Source organism: Formosa agariphila KMM 3901, assembly GCF_000723205.1.
GTDB lineage: Bacteria > Bacteroidota > Bacteroidia > Flavobacteriales > Flavobacteriaceae > Formosa > Formosa agariphila.
In genome coordinates, this window is sequence record NZ_HG315671.1 from 1938094 (window position 1) to 1963471 (window position 25378).

21 protein-coding genes are annotated in these 25378 nt (G+C 32.8%); 6 read left to right on the plus strand and 15 right to left on the minus strand.

The annotated features are described in order from the left end of the window. The first annotated feature begins 38 nt into the window (after positions 1 to 38). From BN863_RS08405 to BN863_RS08425, 5 genes are all read left to right on the plus strand, one after another. Entirely contained in the window at positions 39 to 2204 is a 2166-nt protein-coding gene (locus BN863_RS08405) for an endonuclease MutS2 (RefSeq protein WP_038529544.1), read from the plus strand. 83 nt (positions 2205 to 2287) lie between these two features. Then, positions 2288 to 3031: a DUF3575 domain-containing protein gene (locus BN863_RS08410; protein ID WP_038529546.1), complete on the plus strand. Its 744-nt coding sequence runs from the start codon at positions 2288 to 2290 to the stop codon at positions 3029 to 3031. Positions 3032 to 3059: 28 nt separating this feature from the next. Next, entirely contained in the window at positions 3060 to 3476 is a 417-nt protein-coding gene (locus BN863_RS08415; protein WP_038529548.1) for a thiol-disulfide oxidoreductase DCC family protein, read from the plus strand. A 98-nt stretch (positions 3477 to 3574) separates the two neighbouring features. Next, positions 3575 to 4255: a hypothetical protein gene (locus BN863_RS08420; RefSeq protein WP_038529550.1), complete on the plus strand. Its 681-nt coding sequence runs from the start codon at positions 3575 to 3577 to the stop codon at positions 4253 to 4255. Between the two features lie 129 nt (positions 4256 to 4384). Further along, positions 4385 to 5581 carry an IS256 family transposase gene (locus BN863_RS08425; RefSeq protein WP_038527458.1) on the plus strand — a complete coding sequence of 399 codons (1197 nt, stop codon included), beginning with the start codon at positions 4385 to 4387 and terminating at the stop codon, positions 5579 to 5581. A 106-nt stretch (positions 5582 to 5687) separates the two neighbouring features. On the opposite strand, the gene BN863_RS08430 is transcribed toward BN863_RS08425, so the two are convergent. The 6 genes from BN863_RS08430 to aroC all read right to left on the minus strand — a co-directional run bounded on the left by BN863_RS08430 (position 5688) and on the right by aroC (position 10631). Continuing rightward, a complete protein-coding gene (locus tag BN863_RS08430; protein ID WP_038529552.1) occupies positions 5688 to 6335 on the minus strand; it encodes a DsbA family oxidoreductase in 648 nt (215 codons plus the stop codon). 3 nt (positions 6336 to 6338) lie between these two features. Further along, a complete protein-coding gene (locus tag BN863_RS08435; RefSeq protein ID WP_038529554.1) occupies positions 6339 to 6647 on the minus strand; it encodes an EthD family reductase in 309 nt (102 codons plus the stop codon). An 82-nt stretch (positions 6648 to 6729) separates the two neighbouring features. Beyond that, positions 6730 to 7287 (minus strand): carboxymuconolactone decarboxylase family protein, encoded by a 558-nt coding sequence (locus BN863_RS08440; protein ID WP_038529556.1) that lies wholly within the window; start codon positions 7285 to 7287, stop codon positions 6730 to 6732. Between the two features lie 62 nt (positions 7288 to 7349). Continuing rightward, complete coding sequence (locus BN863_RS08445; RefSeq protein WP_038529558.1) at positions 7350 to 7913, minus strand: TetR/AcrR family transcriptional regulator; 564 nt, start codon at positions 7911 to 7913, stop codon at positions 7350 to 7352. Between the two features lie 204 nt (positions 7914 to 8117). Further along, positions 8118 to 9419, minus strand: a complete 1302-nt coding sequence (locus BN863_RS08450; RefSeq protein ID WP_038529559.1) for a dicarboxylate/amino acid:cation symporter — start codon at positions 9417 to 9419, stop codon at positions 8118 to 8120. Between the two features lie 150 nt (positions 9420 to 9569). Then, positions 9570 to 10631: a chorismate synthase gene (gene aroC / locus BN863_RS08455; RefSeq protein ID WP_038529561.1), complete on the minus strand. Its 1062-nt coding sequence runs from the start codon at positions 10629 to 10631 to the stop codon at positions 9570 to 9572. Between the two features lie 200 nt (positions 10632 to 10831). Between aroC and BN863_RS08460 the strand changes: the two genes are divergently transcribed. Then, positions 10832 to 11704 (plus strand): UDP-2,3-diacylglucosamine diphosphatase, encoded by an 873-nt coding sequence (locus BN863_RS08460; RefSeq protein ID WP_038529563.1) that lies wholly within the window; start codon positions 10832 to 10834, stop codon positions 11702 to 11704. On the opposite strand, the gene BN863_RS08465 is transcribed toward BN863_RS08460, so the two are convergent. From BN863_RS08465 to BN863_RS08505, 9 genes are all read right to left on the minus strand, one after another. Further along, positions 11696 to 14626, minus strand: a complete 2931-nt coding sequence (locus tag BN863_RS08465; protein WP_038529565.1) for an FAD-binding and (Fe-S)-binding domain-containing protein — start codon at positions 14624 to 14626, stop codon at positions 11696 to 11698. The two genes, BN863_RS08460 and BN863_RS08465, sit on opposite strands and share 9 nt — an antisense overlap. Before the next feature lie 184 nt (positions 14627 to 14810). Next, positions 14811 to 15947 carry an N-acetyl-alpha-D-glucosaminyl L-malate synthase BshA gene (bshA, locus tag BN863_RS08470; protein WP_038529567.1) on the minus strand — a complete coding sequence of 379 codons (1137 nt, stop codon included), beginning with the start codon at positions 15945 to 15947 and terminating at the stop codon, positions 14811 to 14813. Between the two features lies 1 nt (position 15948). Further along, complete coding sequence (locus tag BN863_RS08475) at positions 15949 to 18873, minus strand: glycoside hydrolase family 3 N-terminal domain-containing protein (RefSeq protein WP_038529569.1); 2925 nt, start codon at positions 18871 to 18873, stop codon at positions 15949 to 15951. 198 nt (positions 18874 to 19071) lie between these two features. After that, positions 19072 to 20295, minus strand: a complete 1224-nt coding sequence (gene serB, locus BN863_RS08480) for a phosphoserine phosphatase SerB (RefSeq protein WP_038529571.1) — start codon at positions 20293 to 20295, stop codon at positions 19072 to 19074. Positions 20296 to 20419: 124 nt separating this feature from the next. Beyond that, a complete protein-coding gene (locus BN863_RS08485; RefSeq protein WP_038529574.1) occupies positions 20420 to 20905 on the minus strand; it encodes a hypothetical protein in 486 nt (161 codons plus the stop codon). A 58-nt stretch (positions 20906 to 20963) separates the two neighbouring features. Further along, positions 20964 to 21755 carry a (Fe-S)-binding protein gene (locus BN863_RS08490; RefSeq protein ID WP_038529576.1) on the minus strand — a complete coding sequence of 264 codons (792 nt, stop codon included), beginning with the start codon at positions 21753 to 21755 and terminating at the stop codon, positions 20964 to 20966. A gap of 49 nt (positions 21756 to 21804) precedes the next feature. Then, positions 21805 to 23112 carry a (Fe-S)-binding protein gene (locus BN863_RS08495; protein ID WP_038529578.1) on the minus strand — a complete coding sequence of 436 codons (1308 nt, stop codon included), beginning with the start codon at positions 23110 to 23112 and terminating at the stop codon, positions 21805 to 21807. Between the two features lie 3 nt (positions 23113 to 23115). Then, on the minus strand, positions 23116 to 24105 hold the full coding sequence (locus BN863_RS08500) for an MlaD family protein (RefSeq protein WP_051774626.1): 990 nt from the start codon (positions 24103 to 24105) through the stop codon (positions 23116 to 23118). Between the two features lie 53 nt (positions 24106 to 24158). Next, positions 24159 to 25298, minus strand: coding sequence for an N-acetylmuramoyl-L-alanine amidase family protein (locus BN863_RS08505; protein ID WP_038529580.1), 1140 nt, complete (start codon positions 25296 to 25298; stop codon positions 24159 to 24161). Positions 25299 to 25378: the final 80 nt, after the last annotated feature.

Here is a 25378-nt window from a genome sequence, read left to right on the forward strand (position 1 = left end):
CTTAAATTTGTTGTCTTTAAAAATTTTCAAAATTTAGAATGATAAACATTCACCAGAAAACCTTACAGGATTTAGAATTTCAAACCGTATTAGAACAAGTTAGTGAATATTGCATCACTAATTTAGGACATAACGCTGCACTAGAAATTTTACCTTTTAAACATAAAGAAGACGTTTTAAACGCACTTCAATTAACTCATGAATATGTATCATCGTTTTATAACGATAACCGTATACCTAATCATGGTTTCGATGATATTACCAAAGAACTCCAACTTCTTAAAATTGAAAACACTTATTTAGAAGTACATAGTTTAAAGAAGATTGTATCCATTTCGCAAGCTACTAATGAGATTATTGTATTCTTGAAAAAATTTATAGAATACTACCCTAATTTATATCAAAGTGCGTCTCATATAGAAATTACCAAGGTACTTATAGAAAGTATAAATGCCAAAGTAGACCGATTTGGAGATATAAAAAATAACGCTTCGCCCCTGCTTTATGAAATAAGGCAAACCATGAATAAGCTTAAAGGTCAAATTAACCAAAGTTTTACCACGGCTTTAAACATGTATCAAGGTTTAGAATATTTAGACGATATTCGAGAATCTGTGGTAGAAAACAAACGTGTTTTAGCCGTTAAAGCCATGTATAGACGAAAAGTAAAAGGGTCTATTATGGGAAGCAGTAAAACAGGAAGTATTGTATTTATTGAACCTGAAGCGACTTTAAAATATACACGAGAATTACATAATTTACAATTCGAAGAAAAAGAGGAAATTGTTAAAATTCTTAAATATTTAACCAATTACATCAGGCCTTATATCGGCTTGTTAAACGATTATCAATCGTTTCTAATAAATATCGATTTAATTGCTGCCAAAGCTCAATATGCTAAATCTTTAAATGCTATTCTCCCTGAAATAACAGAAGAACGCAGCATGTACTTGCGCGATGCATATCACCCTTTATTATATTTAACAAATTCTAAAAAGGATAAAACTACTTACCCGCAAACCATAACGTTAAACGAAGACAATAGAATTATTGTAATATCTGGCCCGAATGCAGGTGGAAAAAGTATTACTCTAAAAACAGTGGGTTTACTTCAAATTATGTTACAAAGCGGGATGTTAATACCTGTTCACGAACGTAGTAAAACTTATATTTTTGACCGTGTGTTAAGTGATATTGGTGATAATCAATCTATAGAAAATCATTTAAGTACGTACAGTTATCGCTTAAAGCAAATGAATTACTTCTTGAAAAAGTGCAACAGTAGAACGCTTTTTTTAATCGATGAATTTGGTACCGGATCAGACCCAGAACTTGGTGGTGCACTTGCTGAGACTTTTTTAGAAGAGTTTTACGAACGAGAAGCATACGGGATTATTACAACCCACTACTCCAATCTTAAAATTCTTGCTAATGAATTGCCGTATATGCAAAATGCCAATATGCAATTTAACAACAAAACGTTAGAACCCATTTTTAAATTGGTTTTAGGTCAAGCAGGAAGTTCGTTTACGTTTGAAGTGGCTCAGAAAAATGGTATTCCATATAGCTTAATAAACAAAGCGAAAAAAAAGATTGAAGGTAGTAAAGTACGTTTTGATGCCACTATTGCGAAACTTCAAAAAGAACGCAATAAGTTAGAGAAAACAGAACGTTCTCTTAAAGTTAACGAACAGAAAAAACTGTCGGAAGCAGAAAAATTAGAAGAAATTAACACTAAAATTCAGAAGAAGTTAGAAAGCTATCAAGAGCTTTACGATAGCAATCAACGCTACATTTATTTAGGACAAAAACTGAATGATATTTCTGAAAAATATTTCAACAATAAGCGTAAAAAGGAAATGTTAGACGAACTTTTTAAAGTTGTACAAATAGAAAACTCTAAAAGGAAACGCGTTTCTGCTAAACAAAATAAAATTCAGAAAGCCAAAGCGCAAAAAGTCGTTAAGGAAGCTGAAAAGAAAGTTGAAGTTATTAGACAAAAGAAAAAAATTGCGAAACAAAAAGCAATAGAAGCCCCCAAACCTAAAGTGACTTTAAAATTAGGGGATCGCGTACGAATGATTGACGGAAAAGCTGTTGGAAGTATTGATACGATTGAGAAAAATAAAGCCATTGTAAATTATGGCATTTTTACGACTAATGTTAATTTGGATCAACTAGAACTTGTAGAAGCTAAAAAATAAAGCCATAAATCGCGAAAAGTTACAGCAACACTTCATATATATGCTAGAAATTTTGTAATTTATATTGAAAACCAGAATCAACCATGAAAACGCTATTAGCCACCTTTATAAGTGTAATCTGCTTTTGTCAATTTGCACAAGCCCAAGAATTCGATTATGATACAGGAAAAACGTATTCAAATTACAAAAATGAAGTCTCATTAGAAGTCCTTCAACTAATTAATGGACTGTATCAATTATCTTACGAACGCTATATCTGGAATAATTTTACAGCTAATTTAGGTGTGGGGTATAAAGGAAAGGAAGGTTTGGTAAAATTTTCTGGATTGGATGGTGACCATATTAAAACCGATGAAATTTTTTATACCGGATTTCAAATAATACCAGAAATACGCTATTATTTAAAAAGTACAGCTCGTAAACCTTTAAGTGGGTTTTATTTTGGAGCCTATTTAAAATACTCAAATTATAACAGCGATTTAAACGGAACTTATATTGATAGAACTAATACAAGTTATGATGTGGAATTCGATATGGGAACTACGATTACTTCGGTTGGACTTATGTTTGGATATAAATTACCGATTTCAAAACACTTCAATATCGATTTTATGATTGCAGGTCCTGGATCAGGGAATTATAAATTCAGATTTGAAAACAAAAGAGATTTACCAGATGAATTTTACGATGACTTAAATAATACGCTTGAGAATCATAGTATATTGGATATTATAAATTCTGATTTTAAATTTTCTCAAGTGAATCGTAGCTCTAAATTTTCGGCATTATCGTTTAGATATGGAATTGCCATAGGTTATACGTTTTAAAACGTACGCTATAATTTAAATTCATATAATGAATCCAATAAATAACAACGAAAAACTTATTCTTTTTGATGGTGTTTGCAATTTATGCGATCATTCTGTTCAGTTTGTAATTAAACATGACAAAAACAATCGTTTTAAGTTTACAACTTTACAAGGTGAAACTGCTAAACCTATTTTGGAATTCTTTACAATAGATACACAAAGAGTTGATTCTATTTTACTTTACACCCCTGATAACAAATTATTCACGAAATCTACCGCAGCTTTAAAAATTGCTGCACATTTATATTTTCCAATTAATTTATTAAGTGTATTTTTAATAATACCTAAATTTATTAGAGATTTTGTTTACGACTTTATAGCTAGAAACAGATATAAATGGTATGGTAAAAAAGAGGCTTGTATGATTCCTACCAAAGCGTTGAAAGCTAAATTTTTAGAATAATTTAACAACTATTCAAAGTTTTTTCTTTCAAATCAGCTTTTAACCTTATACATTTGAATGCATATTTAATTAATTAATACTTATAACATCATAATCTTATGAAAACATCAAATTATTCGCTTTTAATATTAATGGTTACTTTAATTTTTAGTAGCTGTTCTAGTGTAAAAGTTTTAGACTCTTGGAAAGGAGATAATGTATCTTCTATTCGAGAAAAAAACATTCTTGTAATTGCGAGAACAGATAATAACCAAGCACGTATTGCTTTCGAACAAGAAATTGCAGAACATTTACGTAATAAAGGTTTACAAGCGACTGAAAGTTTCAAAAAAATGCCTCATATCGAGCCAAATAAAAAATTAGATGAGGCTCAAGTGAATGCACTTACTGAAACAATTAAAAGAGAAGGTTTTGATGGTGTGATATTAAGTGTAATTAAAGATTATTCTGAACAACAACAAACTACGACAGATGGTGGATACTACGCTGGAGGAACTATGGGTGGTATGTACGGAATGTATCCTGGTTACTATGGTGGTTTTGGTGGATATTATGGTCACCCAATGGGTTACGTTGGTGTTGGTAGTTATATGCCTGCAACTACAACAACTAGAACTGTTAAAACTTTTGTTTTAGAAACTGTAGCTTATAATTTAGATGAAGCTGAAGGAAAACAACTTGTAGCTGTAGTAACGTCTAGTATTGAAGACCCTAGTAGTGTAAGTAAAAATGCTGCTGAATATGCAGATAAAATCGAAAAAGCATTAGCGGTTAAATAAAACTTAGCTAAATTTTTATAAAAAAAGCCTCATAACGGCAGTATCTCATAAACTGTGTAAGTTTTAAAATCTCAGGTTAAATATTAATCTGAGATTTTTTTATTCATTAATTTTAACTTTTACACACTTATGAAACCAGAAGATTTATTAAACGAAGACTTTTTAAAACAATTCAAGAATGCACCAGAGCTAACATCCTTTTTAGAACAGTTGCACAAACGTGGTATTGAGAAGTTACTAGAAGGGGAACTAGATGCCCATTTAGACTACGATAAGCACAAAAAAAGTAAAGCAGCCAACCTTCGAAATGGTTACACTAAAAAGAAATTAAAATCCGTTTTAGGAGAAACAGAGATTCAAGTTCCTCGAGACCGTGATAGTTCTTTTAATCCTTTAATTGTAAAGAAAAGAGAAAGTACAACAGAAGGCATCGAAAATATTATTATATCGCTTTATGCCAAAGGCATGAGTAACAGTGATATTGAAGAACAAATACGTGAGCTGTACGATTTTAATATTTCTACATCCACTATTTCAAGGATTACAGATAAGATTACAGAAGATGTTATTGCTTGGCGGAACAGGCCTTTGGAGGCCACTTACCTAATTGTTTGGATGGATGGCATCGTATTTAAAGTTAGGGAAAACTCTAAAGTCATAAACAAGACTATTTATATTGCAGTAGGCCTGAGAACAGATGGCAAAAAGGAAGTCCTAGGATTATGGTTAGGTAAAAATGAATCTTCAGCCTTTTGGATGAGTGTTTTAACCGATATTAAAGCTCGAGGAACTCAAGATATACTTATCACAGCTACCGATAATTTAAATGGATTTACGGATACTATTAAAACTATTTTTCCGAAATCAACGACTCAAATTTGTGTTGTGCATCAAATAAGAAATTCGTGTCGTTACGTGGTCTGGAAGGACAAAAAGGAATTTACTCGTGACATGAAGCAAATCTATACTGCTCCTACAAAAGAAGCTGCCAAAGCTGCTTTAAATGACTTCAAAACTAAATGGGATTCTAAATATTCTTACGCCATTAAAAGTTGGGAAAATAATTGGGATGAGCTTACAGTATTCTTTGATTTTCCTATTGAAATAAGAACCATAATCTACACCACAAATCTTATAGAAAACCTAAATGGAAAGATACGGAAATACACAAAAAACAAACTCTCGTTTCCAACCGATGAAGCAGTTATGAAATCCGTGTTTTTAGCTTTGAGAGAAAGCACTAAAAAATGGACCATGCCAATCAGAAATTGGGGAGTGATACTAAATCAATTTTTAGCTATATTTGAAAACAGGATTAAGTTATAAATAACCTAACCCTGAAATTTTGAACTTACACACTTTTTAGGATAGTGTCCTCATAACTTATTATGAGGCTTTTTTGTGTTATTAGATGATTTATTAAATGGAAGTTTTAAGCGGTTTCTAATATCTCTTTTAACACACTTTTAAACACATCTACAGGTTGCGCTCCTGTTACAGCACTCTTCCTATTAAAAACTATTGTAGGCACAGATGAAACTCCCATTTGTTGCCAATATTTTTCTTTGTTTTTTATCTCAGTTCTAGCCTCAGAATTATCTAATAAAGCTAAACCTTCCTCAGCATTTAAACCCACATCTAATAATGCTTGTTTTAAAATTGACTGATCTGAAACATCTTTTCTTTCACTAAAAAAAGAAGTCATTAACTTCATTTTCAACTCCGTTTGTTTCCCAAATTTATGCGCATATTCCAATAAAACATGAGCATCAAAAGTGTTAACCATACGCATATCATCAAAATAATCGAACGTAAAACCAAGCTCTGCTCCTACGTCTGTCATATGTTGTTGAGATTCTTTCTGTTGTTCTAAAGTCGCCCCATATTTTTCTTCAATATGTTCCTGAACATTTTGTCCTGTAATAGGCATATTCGGATTTAATTCGAAAGGTTGCCATTCAATTTCAACCTGGTCTTGTATCCCCAATTCTGTGATGGCTTTTTCTAAACGTTTATATCCAATGGCACACCACGGACATACAACATCTGATACTATATCTATTTTTAATTTTTCTGTCATCTTTTAAAATGTTATCAGTTCACTAATTTGAAGTTCTCCTTTTACATTAGAATAGTTCTTTAAATCTGCAGCAAACGTTTCGGCATGTGGTCCGAAGGCTTTCTGAAAAGTCTCTAGGTTTTCAAATCTTAAATGCGCTATTGCAACATATGGAGCAGGTACGTTTGACACTTTACTTGCTAAATCTAACTCCATACCTTTTAAAGTCTCGCCACAAGCTTTAGACACCATGGCTAAGTGTGTGTGTTTATAATAATCTGTATCAAACTTAACACCTTCAGAGTTTGGATACATTACAGATACTTTTATCATAGTTTCATGTTTTATAAAATTAGAACACCTTTTGTAAAGATACAAAAGGTGCACAAGCTATTAATCAATCCGTAAATAGGGATTACGCATTATCTTTAGTCCATTCAAATTTTTTGAATGGTGTATCTACAGGTGTATTTGCGATGTGATTTGTATAATTACTTATTACTTTTTGAGACAATCCTAAAATGATATCTAATACTTGTCTTTCACCGTAACCTGCAGCATAAAACGCATCTAATTCTTCTTGAGAAACGTGTCCGCGATTACGAACCATAGATAACGTTAATGTACGTAATGCTTCTAATTTAGCATCTTCAAGTGGTGTTTCATTACGTAAAGCTTCAGTAATTGCATCGTCTACTTTCATCATTTTTGCAATTCCTGTGTGTGCTGGTACACAGTAATGACATGCATGTTCCACGTTAATCGTTTGCCACACTACGGTTAATTCTTCGTTGTTAAATGAAGAGTTTGAAAATAAACCGTGTAAAGTTTGGTAGGCTTCAAATAATTGAGGAGAACCAGCTAATACAGCATGTAAACCAGGTAGCATACCGTTTGCTTTTTCTGAACTTTCCATTAATGCAATACTTTCTTTTGGCGCTGTTTCTTTATTCTGAATTTTTAATGTTGTCATAATTTATGTTATTAAGTGTTAATATTAACTAAACAATCGTTTAGTTATGTTGTAAAAAAATATTATACGTTTTTAAAAACGTGTTCGATATAATGTTCTAATTGTGTACTATTAAATAATTTTGAAGCGGATGATAAGCCAATCATAGAAATTAATAAATAATCTGCTTGCGCTTCCAATGTAAATTCGTTTTTAGATGTGTCCTGTGCTAAAACAGATTTAAATACTGTTCTAACTTCATTAGTATACGATTCTAAAACCGTTTTAATCTCTTGGTCTGTATCTTCGCCAACTTCATTAGCTGTATTCGTAATTAAGCAACCTCTTCCGCTGTCATTAACTTTACTAAATACTATAAAATCTTTGAAGTAAGCTTTTAAACCTTCTATACCCTTAGTCGAAGATTTTAAGATAACTATCAGTGTATTTAATTTTTTTTTATAACATTTAAGACTTTCAAGGAACAGCCCGTTTTTACTGCCAAAACTAGAATAAATTGAGAACTTGTTTATACCCATAGCTTGTTCCAACATATACATAGACGTTGTTTCATAACCATTTTTCCAAAACACTTGCATTGCTTTTTCGATTACTTCTTCTTCTATATATTCCTTTTTTCTAGCCATTGTCTTTAAATACATGACAAAACTAACCAATCGTTTAGTAATAGCCAAAAAATTAACCTTTCATTTAGAATTAAAGTGAAAGGTTAATAAATATAAAATCGATTCAATCCTTAAAATAGTTTAAACAACAGAATTAGGTAGACATATGTTATACACAACATATCAATAAGTTAAAATAAATTATTTCACTAACACTAGTTGTAATTAGTTTTTATAATGGTCGTTCCAATCTTTTACATTAGGCTCCCCTAATTTATCGACCGACTTTGCAACCACCATAGAAACAGCAGCGTCTCCAGTAACATTTACAACAGTTCTACACATGTCTAATGGGCGATCTACTGCGAAAATTAACGCTAAACCAGCTTCTGGAATTCCAGCTTGTGCTAAAACAATTACTAACATAACCATACCTGCTCCAGGTACTGCAGCACTTCCTATAGAGGCTAAAGTTGCAGTTACTATAATTCCTAACTGTGCACTTAAACTTAAATCCATACCAAAAGCTTGCGCTATAAATACAGCCGCTACTGCTTGGTACAAACTTGTACCATCCATATTAATTGTAGCACCTATTGGTAATACAAAACTTGCCACTTCTTCTTCTACGCCTAAATGTTCTTCAACACGTTCCATAGTAAGTGGTAATGTCGCCGCACTACTACTTGTAGAAAAGGCTAATAGTTGTGCTGGAGAGATACCATTTATAAAGAATTTAGGTGTCCTTTTAGTAAAAATAAATACGATTGCTGTATACACAGCCATCATAAGCAAAAGCCCTAAAATAACACTGAATGCATACCAACTTAAGGCTTTAAATAAATCGGCACTTGGTGCCTCTACAATTAAAGCCGCTAATAAAGCAAATACACCATAAGGTGCGGCAAGCATAATAATATCTATAAGTTTTAAAATCACTTCATTAAATCCGTCAAAAAAATCTTTTACGGGTTTCGATTGTTCTTCAGGAATAAGAATTAAACCTATACCAAAGAAAATAGCAAAGAAAATCACTTGAAGCATATTTCCGTTATCGCTAGCAGCTTGAAAAATGTTACTTGGTACAATGTCTTCTAGTGCTTGTAAGGGGCCAGCTTCTTTTTGTTTGGCGGCAGCAGCAATTTTAGAATCTGCATCACCTTTATAATTTTCTACCAACTGCAGTCGCGTTTCATCGGTAATAGAATGTCCAGGCTTAATAATATTTACTACAGCCAAACCTATAGAAACGGCTATTAATGTGGTTAAAATATAAGTTCCTATAGTACGTCCCCCCATTTGAGAGAGTTTTGAAATGTCTTTTAAATCTGAAACTCCTTTTATTAACGACCCTAATATTAAAGGTACTGCAATGAGTTTTAATGAATTTATAAAGATGTTTCCAAAAGGTTTAATCCAATTGCTAACAAAAGTACTTCCCCATTCAAATTGTGTCATGATTAATGCGAACACAACTCCTAAAACCATTCCTATTAATATTTGCCAATGCAATGCGAGTTTCTTCATATGTGTAATTTTGTATATTTTTTAATATTGTTTGTTAAGTTAGCCGTTTGTATAAAATAATAAAAGGTTTTCTATTAGAATTTGATCGAAACAATATCGATTTATGAATTCCAATAGAAAACCCTTTAAGTAGTATAGTATGTACGTTTTTTATTGATATGTTTTATCTAGTAAAAAATAATCGGCTAATACTAATGCTGCCATAGCTTCTACTATAGGTACAGCTCTTGGCACAACACATGGGTCATGACGTCCTTTTCCTTCCATTTTCACAATATTACCATCTTTATCAATGGTATCTTGCGTTTGCATAATTGTCGCTACTGGTTTAAAAGCAACTCTAAAGTATATATCCATACCGTTACTTATTCCACCTTGAATACCACCTGAAAGATTGGTTTTTGTAGTGCCGTCTGTATTATACAAATCGTTATGTTCGCTCCCTTTCATTTTTGCTCCACAAAATCCGCTACCATATTCAAAGCCTTTTACAGCATTAATAGACAGCATGGCTTTTCCTAATTCGGCATGTAATTTGTCGAAAACAGGTTCACCTAATCCTATGGGTACGTTCTTAATAACACAAGTTACTGTTCCTCCAATAGTATCTCCTGCTTTTCTGATTTCTTTAATTTTTGAAATCATTCTATCCGCAGTTTCAGTATCTGGACAACGCACAATGTTATTTTCAGCATTACTAATGTCGACATCCTGATATGGTTTTTCCATAAAGATATCGCCCACTGAAGATGTAAATGCCTGAATTTCTATATCTTTTAAGAATTGTTTTGCAACGGCACCTGCCACAACGCGACAAGCTGTTTCTCTAGCAGAACTACGTCCTCCACCTCTATAATCGCGAACGCCGTATTTTTTTTCGTAAACATAATCGGCATGCGACGGACGGAAAGAATCCTTTATATGAGAATAATCGTGAGATTTCTGGTTGGCATTTTCAATAATAAATCCAATAGATGTTCCCGTAGTTTTACCTTCAAAAACACCTGATAAAAATTTAACTTCATCTGGCTCTTTTCTTTGTGTTACAATCGCTGATTGCCCTGGTTTTCTACGATTCATTTCATTTTGAATGGCATCAAAATCTATTGAAATACCCGCTGGGCATCCATCTAATACTCCACCTAGTGCAACGCCATGTGATTCACCAAAAGTGGTAAGTTTAAATATTTTTCCAAAGGAATTTCCCGCCATAACAAACTGTATTTTTTTGCTAATTTAAACGTATTATTATTAAAAATAAAATAGAATGTTAGGAATCGTAAAATATTATGATGAAACCTAAGTAACATTAATTTTACAATAAGCTATTTTTTAATTAATTAGCTGTTTAAGTTTAAGTAACATCTGTTTATGTTATTTGTTAAATACAATCCATAAACTCATTTACTTTTTTGAAAATAAAACGAAAAATAGAGATTGCCGTCATTTCAGATGTACATTTAGGTACTTTCGGCTGCCATGCAAAAGAGTTGTATTCGTACTTGAATAGCATTGATCCTAAAAAACTAATATTAAACGGAGATATTATTGATGTTTGGCAATTTAACAAGCGTTACTTTCCAAAATCCCATATGCAAGTTATAAAAAAAATTATGGATATGGCTTCAGATGGTGTCGAGGTAATTTATATCACCGGAAATCACGACGAAATGTTGCGCCGTTTTAGTGAATCTACAATTGGAAATTTTTCAATAGTTGATAAATATGTTACCGAATTAAACGGGAAAACCGCTTGGTTTTTTCATGGCGATATTTTCGATGTCTCCATTCAAAATGCAAAATGGCTAGCTAAACTAGGTGGATACGGTTACGACTTTCTAATATTAATAAACCAAATGGTGAATTGGGGTTTAGACAAAATGGGAAAAGAAAAATACTCTATTTCTAAACGTATTAAAAATGGCGTAAAAGGGGCCGTTAAATATATTAATGATTTTGAAGATGTAGCAACAGATTTAGCTATAGAACAAGGTTATGATTATGTGATTTGTGGACATATACATCAGCCAAAAATGCTTATAAAAGAGAACAAATACGGAAAAACCATGTATTTAAATTCTGGCGATTGGGTTGAAAATTTTACAGCTTTAGAGTATCAGTTTAAGCGTTGGAAAATTTACAATTACAATCATGATAAACTTTCTCCATTTTTTGTTGATGAAGATTTAAAAGGCATGAATATGCAAGATTTAATAGCCGCAATAACGATAGTCGACAAAAAGAAGAAGAAGAAAAAAGATAAAAAAGCTAAGAAATCAGAGTAATGCACGTCTTAAAATGGTTACAGGATGTAGAGCAACTCTATCTGTACCATCTTTAATTTGATGTCTACAACTGGTTCCATTCGCAGAAATAATAACGTCTTTCGATGCTTTCCTGACTGCAGGAAATAAGGTTTGTTCTCCAATAGCCATACTCACCTCGTAATGTTCTTTTTCGTATCCAAAACTTCCTGCCATCCCGCAACATCCACTCGGAATAATTGTTGCTTTATATCCTTTTGGAAGATTGAGTAATTTAAATGTAGATAATTGATTACTCATCGCTTTTTGATGACAATGCGAATGAATTTTTATTGTTTTTTCTTCGGTATGAAATTGCTCAGATTTAATGTTTCCGTTTTCAATTTCTGAATATAAAAAATCTTCTATTAAAAATGTATGTTTTGCAATACGTTTTGCACTCTCTTTATCGTCTGTTAATTTTAAATATTCATCTTTAAAAGTAAAAATAGCCGAAGGTTCTAAACCTACCAAAGGCGTTTTTTCTGAAATTAAATCCTTATAAACATTTACATTTTTAGTGGCACAATCTTTTGCTTGTTCTAAAAATCCTTTCGAGATAAATGCACGCCCTGATTCTTCATGTTTTACAAACTTTAAATCGTAGTTTAATCCACGAAGTAGAGCAATAGCATCTAATCCTATTTCTGTGTCTAATAGATTAGTAAATTCATCAACAAAGAAGTAAATAGTTTTAATATTTTTTACATTAACAACCTTATTATTAGCATTTTTAATATATCTATTTAAACTTTTAGATGAAACAAAAGGCATGCTTCGTTTTTCAGCAATACCAAATGTTTTTTTCATAAAATCAGAAGTTAGTTTCGTCTTGAAAAAGAAATTAGTAATTCCAGAAATATGTGTTGTTATTTCGTTTACCTTGTTGTTATACACGAACATTTTTGAACGTAAACTGAAGCCATTTTCCTTCTGATATTGATATAGGAATTCAGCTTTCATACTCGAAATATCGACCGTACTTGGACATTCATTTAAGCACCCTTTACAACTTAGACACAAATCTAGAATGTCTTTTAATTCTTCATGATTAAACGAATTTTTACCGTTTTCTGTATTCGTTAAAAACTCACGTAGTGCATTTGCTCGTGCACGAGTAGTATCCTTTTCATTTCGGGTAGCACGATAACTTGGGCACATGGTTCCGCCCAATTCTGCTGGTTTTCTACAATCTCCACTCCCATTACATTTTTCGGCTTGTCTTAGAATGCCTTCAGAATCAGAAAAATCCATTAACGTACTTATCTCCGGTTCTGTTCTATCAGGAACATAACGTAAACCTTCATCCATAGGAAATGCATCTACAATTTTGCCTGCGTTAAAAATGTTATTAGGATCGAAAACAGCTTTTATACGTTTTATAATTTGGTAATTAGTATCTCCAATCATTAACGGTATAAACTCTGCACGTACAATACCGTCTCCATGTTCTCCAGACATTGAGCCGCCATATTTTTTCACTAAATGCGCAACATCTGTGGTAATTTTTCTGAACAGCACAACATCTTCACTCAATTTCAAATTTAAAACCGGACGCAAATGTAATTCGCCAGCACCAGCATGTGCATAATAAATTGCTTTTTGGTTATAGCCTTTCATTAAAGTGGTAAATTCATTTATATAATTAGCAAAATCGGGTAATGCAACCGCAGTATCTTCAATACAAGCAGCCGACTTTTTATCGCCAATAATGTTACCTAAAAGTCCTAATCCGGCTTTTCTTAATTCTATAGCTTTATCAATATCGTCATCTATTAATACAACATTAGCATAACTTAACCCTTCTAGTTCTAAATCTTTTATAAGCGCTTCTGCTTGTCGTATAACATCCGTTTTGTCATTACTTTTAAGTTCGCACATTAAAATAGCCTCGGGGTCGCCTACTACAAACTGTCTGTTTTCTTGTTGCTTTAAATTGTTTTTAGTGCAATCTAAAATGATTTTATCCATCATTTCACACATATATAAATGATGTTGCATACAGGTTGTCGTTGCTATTAAAGCATCCTCTACACTTTTAAAATGTGCAGCTACCATAATGCGTGCTGTAGGCGGTAAAACATCTAAATGCAATGTAATCTCTGTAGAAAACGCTAATGTACCTTCACTTCCAGATAACAAATTGCACATATTAAATGGTTTCGAAGATTCTCCAAAAACATCAGCATCCATTAATTTATCTAAAGCATAGCCCGTATTTCTTCTGTGTATTTCTGGTTTAGGGAATTGCTTATGAATTTCAGCCCGTACGGTTTCAGATTGTAATTCGTTATATATTGTGTTATAAATCTTTCCTTCAAGATTGTTTAAAGCTGTTTTTTTATGAAATTCTTCTGAAGTCAACTGGCTAAAAACAGCTTCACTCCCATCACTTAAAATGGTTTTTAATTCCAATACTTTATCACGAGTTACTCCATATTGAATAGAGGTTGTTCCAGACGAATTATTACCAACCATACCTCCAATCATACAGCGGTTGGAGGTAGATGTATCTGGTGAGAAAAAGAGTCCGTATGGCTCTAATTGAAGGTTTAAATAATCTTTTACAATTCCAGGCTGAACAGTCACCGTTCGTGCTTCTTTATTAATAGAAATAATTTTTGTAAAATGTTTAGACACATCTACCACAATACCTTCACCTACACATTGTCCAGCTAACGATGTTCCTGCTGTACGAGGAATTAAGGTCACCTTATTGGTGTTAGCAAATGCAATTAAAACTTTTAAATCTGTTTCATGTTTTGGATAAGCAACAGCTAAAGGCAAACGTCTATATACAGATGCATCTGTAGCATAGATAGATTTCATTAAATCGTCGTAAAACAATTCGCCTTCTAAGGCATTATTTAGTGTTTGTAAATCGAAAGAAACAGATTTTGTCATAATAATTTATAATAAAGAACCTCGCGTTAAAGTTGACTAAATGTAAGAATAGTTGATTGAACAAGCAACGTAGAATATAAACTATTGTTTTACTATTGAAATAAGTTGACTTTTTAGAAAACAAAAACGCTTCAAATGACATGGCCATCTGAAGCGTTTAAATATATACTTTACCCTAAATTGGTTATACTTTAGGACGTTTAGCGATGGTCTCTTCGTATAACTTCTCGTATTGTGGTACAATATTATGTAGGTCGAATAAGTAAGAACGTTCTTTAGCATTGTTTTTAAATTGCTTTAAACGGGCTTCATCACTTAAAATATGTATGGCATTTTTACTCATATCTTCAACGTCTCCAACATCACTTAAAAATCCTGTAATCCCGTGAACATTAACTTCTGGAATCCCTCCCGTGTTACTAGATATTACGGGAACCCCTGAAGCCATAGCTTCTAAAGCTGCTAATCCGAAACTCTCGGTTTCCGAAGGCAGCAAAAACAAATCTGTGAAGCATAAAATTTTATCGATCTCGTTACTTCTTCCAAAAAACACGACTTTATCTAAAATTCCTAATTCTTGACAAAGCTTTTCAGCAGGTTCCTTATCTGGCCCCTCACCAATAAGCATCAGTTTTGCTGGTACTTCTTTTTGAATGTTATAGAAAATTTTAATAACATCTCTAATCCGTTTAACGGGTCTTAAATTACTAATGTGAGTAATAATTTTTTCGTCGTCTGGCGCCATCATACCACGCTGGCAATCGGTGAATGAGAATTTATACTTATCGATATCGATAAAATTAGTAATCACATTAATTTCATTTTTAATATCGAATAACCTAAACGTATCTTCTCTTAAACTTTCTGAAACAGCTGTTACTGCATCAGATTTATTGATACTAAAACTCACTGCGGGTTTATAAAACGGATGACTTCCTACTAAAGTAATATCTGTACCGTGAAGTGTTGTTACTATTGGAAGGTGAATACCTTCTTCTTGCAACATTTTTTTAGCCATATAAGCTGCATACGCATGAGGTATAGCATAATGTACATGTAATACTTCAATTTTATGAAGTTTTACTGTATCTACTAATTTACTAGATAATGCCAACTCATAAGGTTGGTAATGAAACAACGGATATTCGGGTACGTTAACTTCGTGAAAATGCACTTTGTTACCTAATAAATCTAACCGTACCGGCTGATTATAAGTAATAAAATGAATTTCGTGTCCGCGTTTCGCCAACTCTAATCCTAATTCTGTTGCAACAACGCCACTCCCTCCAAATGTTGGGTAACAAACAAGTCCTATTATCATTTTAATTTATAATTGCTTCGTAAATAAGTTCTTGAATATCTGTTCTAATATTCTCTCGTAATAACATGTTAATTTCGGCAGACGGATATGTTCTATTTGCCATAAACACATACACTAATTCTTCATCTGGATCTGCCCAAGCATAGGTTCCAGTAAATCCTGAATGACCAAAACTTTTCATAGACAGACATCCGCATGTTGGACCGCTTTTACCTAATTGAGGCTTATCGAATCCTAAACCACGTCTATTATCTTTGTCGGCATAATACGTTTTGTTAAACATATCTACCGTTTCGGGTTTAAAATAACGCTTATCTCCATAAAATCCTTTTTGTAAATACATTTGCATGATTTTAGCGATATCGTTGGCATTACTAAAAACACCAGCATGTCCACCTACTCCATTTTGCATAGCTGCTCCCATATCATGAACATAACCTTGCACAACTTGATGCCTGTAATAGGTGTCGTTTTCTGTTGGTACAATGTCTTTCATTGGAAATTTTAAATACGGATTATATGTTGAATAATTCATCCCTAAAGATTCATAAAAATGCGTCTGAATAAGATGGTCTAATGTTCTGTCGTAATAAGTCTCGATAAATTTCTTTAAAATGTAATAAGGTAAGTCGCTATAGCGATATTTTAAGGTTGTAAGTAAATCGGTATCTTTAATAATTTTCTGAATAGTTTCTGGATAATCTCGTTTTAAGTATAAATTATTAGACACTTTTATATTGAAATCTTCACTATGCGATTTTCTATAATATTCAGAACTCGGCATTTTAGCCGAGTCGAGTGTTGCAACATAAAAAGGAATCCAGGGTTTTAGTCGAGCATAATGCGACAATATTTGCTTGAGGGTAATATTGGCTTTATTAGAGTCGGCATACTCCGGAAGTAGTTGAGATAGTTTTGTATTAATAGAAATTTCATCGTCTTGTTCTACAATTTCCATAATTAATGGTAAACTAGAAACTATTTTGGTTATGGATGCTATGTCGTAAACATCATCGAACTTAACTGGTTCCGAGTTTTTATCGTATGTATGATGTCCGAAATTCTGATTATAAATTACCTTACCTTTTCTAGCCACCAATAGCTGAATTCCAGGTGTCATTTTTTCATTAACTGCTCGCTGAGCAATAGCATCTATTTTATGAAGCTTTTTAGAGTCGATGCCGACACGTTCTGGAACAGTATACCCTAATCTAGAAATTGAATTTAGAGTAATGCCATCACCAACATGTAAACCATTTCCAACAGAAACAGGAAGTTGCCCTTTAGCGCCTAATGCACCAAAAATAATTTGAGCAGATTTCTCTTGAGCCACTACACTATTTTGATAGCTGACTACGATACCTTCTATATTACCAATTGATGGTAAGTCTAATAACGCATAAGGTTTAACAAAAACATCTAAAATTACATGGTGTGTCGCTGCAATACTTTCTAAAAGCTGAATTTCTTCAGATGTAAAACTATAACTCTTCCAAGGATTAGCGTTCGAGCGATGTAAACCAATAATAACTGTATTATAACTATCTAATTTACTTTTTATATAGCCATACGAATCCGATTTTACTTCGTGTACTTTAGTGTATTTTTTTAATTCGTTTAAAAATGGCGAACCACTATCGTCTCCAAATTTAATGTAAGCAATTGTCTTTTTATCTAAATCACGAAGTGGTAAGATATCGTTTTCATTTTTAGCAACCGTAATTGCATTTTCAAACAATTCTTCGTTAAGCATGTCGTCTTCAAGGCGGTTTAAATCGTTAACCAAGTTATTCGTGTCTATGGGCTTGTATTTATGTAATCCCACTTTGTATTTCGACATTAAAATCTTTTTAACCGAATATGCTAAACGTTCTTCTGTAATGGTTTTATCGTTATACGCTTCAGTAATTTTAGCCATTGCCTTTGGCACATCTTCAGAAATTAATAAAATATCGTTTCCCGCTAAAAAGGCTGCTAAATCAATATCTCCAGGGCTACTAAAATCTGCAACACCTTTCATTTCTAAGGCATCTGTAAAAATTAATCCTTCGAAGCCCATTTTTTCTTTTAATAAATCGGTGATTATAGCTTTAGATAAAGACGATGGAAAATCTGGTCTAGACTCTAAACTCGGTACATTTAAGTGAGCTACCATAACACTCTCCATCCCGTTTTTAATCATTTTTTTATACGGATACAGCTCAATAGAATCTATACGTTTCTCCGAAAAAGTAATTGTTGGTAAGGCTTTATGCGAATCGGTTTCTGTATCGCCATGACCAGGGAAATGTTTACCAGTAGCCATAACTCCGGCACTTTGAAGCCCTTTCATAAACGCTACAGCATGTGCGGTAACTTCATCACGATCTTCACCAAAAGAACGATTTCCTATAATTGGATTTTTAGGATTTGTATTAATATCCACATCAGGACCAAAATTAAAATGAATTCCAATACGTTTACAATGCTCTCCAATGTGTTTACCAGCTTGCTCTACTAATGCCTTATCTTTTATTGCTCCTAAAGTCATGTTCCAAGGAAATGCGTAAGTAGAATCTAATCGCATACTTAATCCCCATTCTGCATCCATTCCAATTAACATTGGCACATCAGACAAGCCTTGGTAGGCATTATTCAGTTTAGCCAATTTTACAGGTCCACCTTTTGAATAAATTATACCACCAATATGATTGTTTTTAATTAGGTTTTTAATGCCCGCGACATCTCTTGTGTTTGCAGATGTCATGGCGCGAACCATAAATAATTGCCCAATTTTTTCTTGAAGTGACAAGTTTGTATACACACTATCTACCCATTTTTGTTGCGCAGCTGCATCTTTTGTAACTAATGGATTTGTGGAATTCTGACTAAAAGAAAATTGAATACTAAAAAAAAGTATAAAAACTATATAAAGGTTATATCGCATGTAAGTATAATTTGGTTGCAAATGCTTGTATACGGCAAATGAGTAGGCAAAATACCATATTTAAAATGAAGTTGAAAAGACTTTAAGATAGATTTATAAAGAATTAATTAACAACCGAAAAAAACAAGAAATTAAAATAAAAAAACTTCACGTATTCTAGAATAACGTGAAGTTTTTAAAGTAATGTTTATCTAGAAATTAATCTACTAAATCTATGTATTTGTCGTGATATCCTAATAAGTATAACACACCATCTAATCCGATACTAGAAATAGAACTTTGCGCATTGTCTTTTACCTTTGGTTTGGCATGAAACGCAATCCCTAATCCTGCAAGATTAAGCATTGGTAGGTCGTTAGCACCATCTCCTACAGCAATAGTTTGCATGATGTTAATTCCCTCACGTTCTGCAATTTCTTGTAAATATTCAGCTTTTTTATTACCATCAACAATATCGCCAAGATAGCCTCCGGTAAGCTTTCCGTCTTTAATTTCTAATTGATTAGCATACACATAATCAATACCTAATTCTTTTTGTAAATAATGTCCGAAATAAGTAAACCCACCCGATAAAATAGCCGTTTTAAATCCGTATTTTTTTAGTGTATTAATAAGACGTCTTGCACCTTTAGTAATTGGTAAATTTACAGCAACTTGTTGTAACACCTCTTCGCTTAATCCTTCTAAAAGTTTCATTCGTTTTTTGAAACTTTCATTAAAATCGATTTCTCCTTGCATAGCAGATTCTGTAATGGCTTTAACTTCTGCACCAACACCTGCTAATTCTGCTAGCTCGTCGATGACTTCTGTTTGAATTAAAGTCGAATCCATATCAAAACACACTAAACGTCTATTACGTCTATATATATTGTCTTCTTGAAAAGCGATATCGACATCTAACTTTCTAGAGATTTCCATAAACTTTTCAGTGAATTCCGATTTATTTTCAATTTTACCACGAATGGATAATTGAATTGAAGCTCTAGGATACTCTTCTTCTTTTACTAATGATAAGCGTCCCGTAAGACGTTTAATAGCGTCTATGTTTAAATTCTTATCTGAAATGATTTTAGTGACTTCAGAAATTTGCTCAGCAGCTAATTTTTCACCTAAAATGGTAATGATATAGCGATTTTTTCCTTGAAGTGTTACCCAGTTTTCATAGTCGTCTAAAGTAATTGGTGTAAACTTAGCATTGATTCCAAGTTCATACGATTTAAACAACAAATCCTTTAAAACTGAAGCCGATTTTTTCTTTGTCTTAACCTCAAACATGATACCTAAAGAAAGTGTATCGTGAATATTTGCTTGTCCAATATCTAAAACTTTGGCGCCATACTCTGCTAAAACACCAGTTAAACTTGACGTTAATCCTGGTTTATCTTGTCCCGAAATGTTTAATAAGAAAATCTCCTTACCCATAATCGTTTTTGGTTTTTAAATTGAAAAAATTAAAGGCCTATTTGGTATAATGGCCTTGTTAATGATTAGTATATGTGTGTTGAAAGTCATATTGGTAATATCTTCTTAAATCGTAGAATACCGTTTATTTAAGAAATCGATTATGCCAACTGTCGCTAGCAGGTACTTCCCAGTTTTCGTTATATTCGGCGATATTAGTCACTAAATTATTAAAAACTATCGTGTTTTTAGATACTGCCTTATCTTTTGCCATTTTTCTGAATTCGGTTAACGTTTTATACGCCACAAATTCACCTTGTTTATAAGACACGTTCATCTTGTCTAATAAATCTACATTATAATCTTTTTCTAATTGTTGAATAAAATGTACCGAGGCATCTACCGAGCAACCTGTAGCATTATTCACTTCTTGATTTAAACCTAATACAATAAAACGTTTGTATTTAATCTCGTATCCAGCACTTAAATCTGCACCATGAGCGGTCCAATTTTCAATAAAGACATCTATTTTAGATTTTATTTCTTCTAATTCTTGATCATTAAAAGAACGATTGGCTTGATAAATCCAAACTTTCGAAGTTTCGGGTAATGTATTAAAATCTACTAACATCTTTGTATTGTCTGTTTTTTAATCTATATAATATATTTCAGAATTCAGAATTGAATTCTTATAAATCTTGAGCGTTTGCTATCAGTTCGGCGATATCCATAACTTCTACTTCGGCTTCTTTATCTTTGGCTTTAACACCATCCGTCATCATGGTATTGCAAAACGGACAACCAGCTGCGATAATATCTGGTTTAACTTCTATGGCTTGTTCCGTACGCTCTACATTGACTTCTTTATCACCTTTTTCGGCATCTTTAAACATTTGAGCGCCACCAGCACCACAACAAAGCCCTTTACTTTTACAGTTCTTCATTTCGACCAATTCGGCTTCTAACTTCTGAATTAAATCGCGAGGCGCTTCGTAAACATTATTGGCGCGCCCTAAATAACAAGGGTCGTGAAACGTTATACGTTTGCCTTTATATTGTCCACCTTCAATCGTTAGTTTCCCCTCGTCTAATAACGATTTTAAAAACTGTGTATGGTGCATTACTTCGTAATTACCACCTAATTGAGGATACTCGTTTTTAATGGTGTTAAAGCAGTGCGGACAAGCTGTTACAATTTTTTTAACTTCGTAAGCATTTAGTACTTCTATATTAGTAACCGCTTGCATTTGAAATAAAAACTCATTCCCTGCACGCTTTGCGGGATCACCAGTACAACTTTCTTCTGTACCTAAAACCGCGAAATCGACATTCGCTTTGTTTAATAATTTAACAAATGCTTTTGTTATTTTTTTTGCTCTATCATCAAAACTTCCAGCACAACCAACCCAAAATAAAACGTCGGGTTGTTTTCCTTGAGCCATATATTCGGCCATTGTTGGCACTTTTATTTGTTCGCTCATTCTCTCTATTTTGATTTATTATTTTTATAAATTTTAAGCATATTAAAACCTATTCGTCTTTCCAATTTAAACGATCCATTTGGTTGTAAGGCCAAGGCGCACCGTTATTTTCTATATTTGTCATCATATTATTTAGTTCTGCAGGAGCAGCAGACTGTTCCATAACTAAATAACGTCTCATATCTATAATTATAGATAGCGGGTCTATACTCACAGGGCAAGCTTCTACACAAGCATTACATGAGGTACACGCCCAAAGTTCTTCGTTTGTAATGTAATCACCTAATAACTGCTTACCATCGTCGTTAAACACTCCATTATTTGCATCTATATTTTTACCAACTTCCTCTAAACGGTCTCTGGTATCCATCATGATTTTACGAGGCGACAATTTTTTTCCTGTTTGATTTGCAGGACACTCGCTAGTACATCGTCCACATTCGGTACATGTATAGGCATTTAGCAATTGTACCCAATTTAAATCCTGTACATCGCTAGCACCAAACTTAGCAACTTCTTCTTCGAAAGCATCTTCTGCAGGTGCTGCAAATGGATCGGCATTAGGATCCATCATCATCATCACTTCTGTAGTTACAGCTTCAAGATTATCTAACTGACCTTTAGGCCTAACTTTTCCGTAATATGTATTAGGGAATGCTAATAGAATATGTAAATGCTTTGAATAATATAGGTAGTTTAAGAAACATAATATTCCAATAATATGCAACCACCAAGCTCCTCTTTCAATAAGATGTAAAGTGCTTTCTGAAAAATTACTAAATAAAGGTGCAATGTATTGACTGATTACATTTCCGTTATTCATCTCTTGAAAATGAACATCTGTAGCATTCATAATTAAAAACAATACCATTAATACCATTTCGATATATAAAATGATATTTCCATCACTTTTTGGCCAACCTTTCATTTCTGATTTCCAAAATCTTTGAAGTTTAATTACATTTCTTCTAATCCAAAATATAATAACAGAAACAAAAACTAAAAATGCTAAAATCTCGAAAGTCCCAATTAAAACACCATACAAACTTCCTATTCCAGAGAAGATTCTGTGTGTTCCAAAAAGACCATCAATAATAATTTCTAAGACTTCAATATTTATAATAATAAATCCTACATATACAACAATGTGCAGTATACCTGCAATTGGTCGCTGTACCATTTTACTTTGCCCAAGTGCAATTCTGGTCATGTTTTTCCAACGTATAGCGGTATTATCACTCACGTCGACATCTTTACCGAGTTTTATATTGCGAACTAATTTTTTTACATTTCTAGCAAAGTAACCGATTCCGGCAACTAAAAGTATTGCAAATATTATGTTAGGAATTATATTCATATTCTAGTTAGTTGTTGTGTCCTGTAAGTCTACATTTAAACCATTATCGTCGACTTGATTCTCTTCTGCATCAAAATCATTTGGTTTTTTTCCGAATAATGAAAAATGTACATAACGTTTCGGGTTTAATTTCATATCCTGAAGCAATTGCTCTAATTGAAGTGATGCGCCCTCTAAATTAGTATATAATTTATCGTCTGTTAATAATTTTCCTAGAGAACCTTCACCATTATTAACATCTGCTAATACCCCATTAAAGCTTTCTAATGATTGCTCTAAATTAGACACAACAGCAGAGAAATTTGTAGCTGCTAACGAATCTGATATTTTAGAAATGTTTGTAGATGCATTACTAAAATTAGATAAGGTTGTGTTTAAATTCTCCTTATTATCTTCTATTACGCCGTTTAAACTGTTAGACGTTTTTTGAAAAGACGAAATGGTTTGATCTAAAGATGTAATTGCATTTTTTAAACTTGCTTTAGTCTCTTCATCAAAAATACTATTTATATTTAGCATTAAAGAATCTGCATTATGCGTTAACGATTCTATTTTTTCTTGCAAAGGCGCTAATTTTTCGCCAACAATATCTGTTAGTCCAGATTTTCTAGCAGCCAATAAATAATCGTTGTCTTTTGCTATTTCTGCATTATCTAGAGCAGGTACTATAGAAACGGCTTTTCCACCAATTAAACTGGTGTCGTATAATTCGGCTTTACTGTTTTTTGAAAACGTATACTCGTTATTAATTATAAGTGTTACTAATAATTTAGCGTCTTCTTGTAAAGTGATTTCTTTTACATTACCCACCTGTAAGCCGCTTATGGTTACGGGGGTAGATGGTGTTAAACCTTCAACATTTTCGTAAACCACGTAGAATGTTCTAGAAGATGAAAATAAATTTTCTCCTTTAAGAAAATTGATTCCGAATATTAAAAATATAATCCCAACAATAACTAGGATTGCGGTTTTGACTTCTCTTGATATCTTCAAAGTAATGAATTTAGTTTATAAACAAAATTAGAAATAATAAAGTTAGAATACACTTAATTTGATGTAGTTTTTAGCACTTTATCCAAATGAATTTGTGCTCCATCGCGAAAAGCTACGATAAAACTTGTGTCGAATCCTTTTGCTTTTGCTTGTAATAACAGGCTTTGTACTTCAGAATAATTAGATGTTGCTCCGTAGTAATATTTATAGATTTTCCCTACTTGATCTCTAGATACTGGACTTAATCCGTTAAAATTAAAAGGTTTTGTTTCTAGTTTCTTGGAACTTGCCGCAATTTGAATTTTAAATTCAACATCTGCATACACATCAGGATTATTAGTTTCATCTTCAAGATCATCCTCTTCATCTGTTATTATAGCTTGTACCCGAGCTGTACCAAGATTTTCACCAACATTTAAATCTAAAGATGTTTTATATTCTAAAATAGCGTCTTTTATTGCCGAAGAAATTTCTGTTTGTCCTTTGTTAGAGTTTAAGTAACGTCCTTCTTCTGTATTAGTAATAAACCCCGTTTCAATTAAAACACTTGGCATATAAGTATTATGCATAACCCATAAACTGGCTTGTTTAACACCACGGCTTTTACGTTTTAATTTGTTCGCAAAATTATTTTCAATCATTCCCGCAAGCATGATACTATAATCAATATAGTCTTCTTGCATTAATGTTAATCCGATTAACGATTCTGGAGCATTAGGATTAAACCCGTCGTAATGTGTCTCGTAATCGTCCTCTAAAAGAATTACTTCGTTTTCCAGTTTTGCAACATCAAAATTACGCTTGGTATTTGCAACCCCTACCACATAGGTTTCGGTTCCTGAAGCTTGTGAGTGGTGAGCATTACAATGTACCGATACAAACAAATCGGCATCTGCCTCGTTTGCTATTTTAGCACGCCCCCTTAACGTAACAAAGACATCTGTTTTACGCGTGTAAATTACTTTTATGTCTTTATTCTTTTCTAGTTCAGCTCCAATTTTTAAAACTATTTTTAAAGCAACTTCTTTTTCGGTAAAACCAAATTTTGTAGGTTTTCCGGGGTCATGACCACCATGACCAGCATCTAATACAACAACAAATTTACTCGTACTGAGTGGCTTATCATTGGTAAAAGAGGTTAGTAAAATTATTGAGATAAAAGAAAAGTAAATTAATATAGGTTTAGATTTCATATAGACTATAACACTTAAGGCCTCGGATTATTATTAAAATTTAGTGAATATTAATCAATCACAAAAAAATATATGTAATT